The 420-nt window shown below is 63.6% G+C and carries 1 pseudogene; it reads right to left on the bottom strand.

The annotated features are described in order from the left end of the window. Positions 1 to 407, bottom strand: a pseudogene (locus IYW40_RS00010) (nitric-oxide reductase large subunit); the annotation flags it as partial. Positions 408 to 420: the final 13 nt, after the last annotated feature.

The following is a 420-nucleotide window of genomic DNA, read 5'->3' as shown; positions in this document are numbered from 1 at the left end:
TTCGGATCGAACGTGTTTCGCCTCATCATCGGGCGCAGCCGTCCGCGAAGCGAACTCTGCTGCTCCTCGTTGAGATCAGCGTATCGGCCGGCGCCGAACTCGCGGCGCGCCCACGCATCCAGGATGGCGACGAGTTCTCGGTGCTGCCAGTCGGCGGTCCAGTCCGGCGCGACGTAGCCGCCATGTCCCCAGACGGAACCGAGTTGCATGCCGCCGATCGACTGCCATACCTGCCGGCCCCGCTGGATGTCGGCGAGGGTGTAGACCGTGCGGCCGGTTTCCGTAACGACGCGCTTGGGTAATGGCGGTGCCTTGACACTTATCTCTCGACCGATGAGCAGAAGCACGGCAAAGGACAGCGCCAATAAGGTGATGAGCGAGATCCAAAGTTTACGCGCGCTTTCCACGACGCCCTCCTAG

This window comes from Methylocystis sp. H4A (assembly GCF_015709545.1).
Taxonomy (GTDB): domain Bacteria; phylum Pseudomonadota; class Alphaproteobacteria; order Rhizobiales; family Beijerinckiaceae; genus Methylocystis; species Methylocystis silviterrae.
This window is presented reverse-complemented; position numbering and strand designations above follow the sequence as displayed.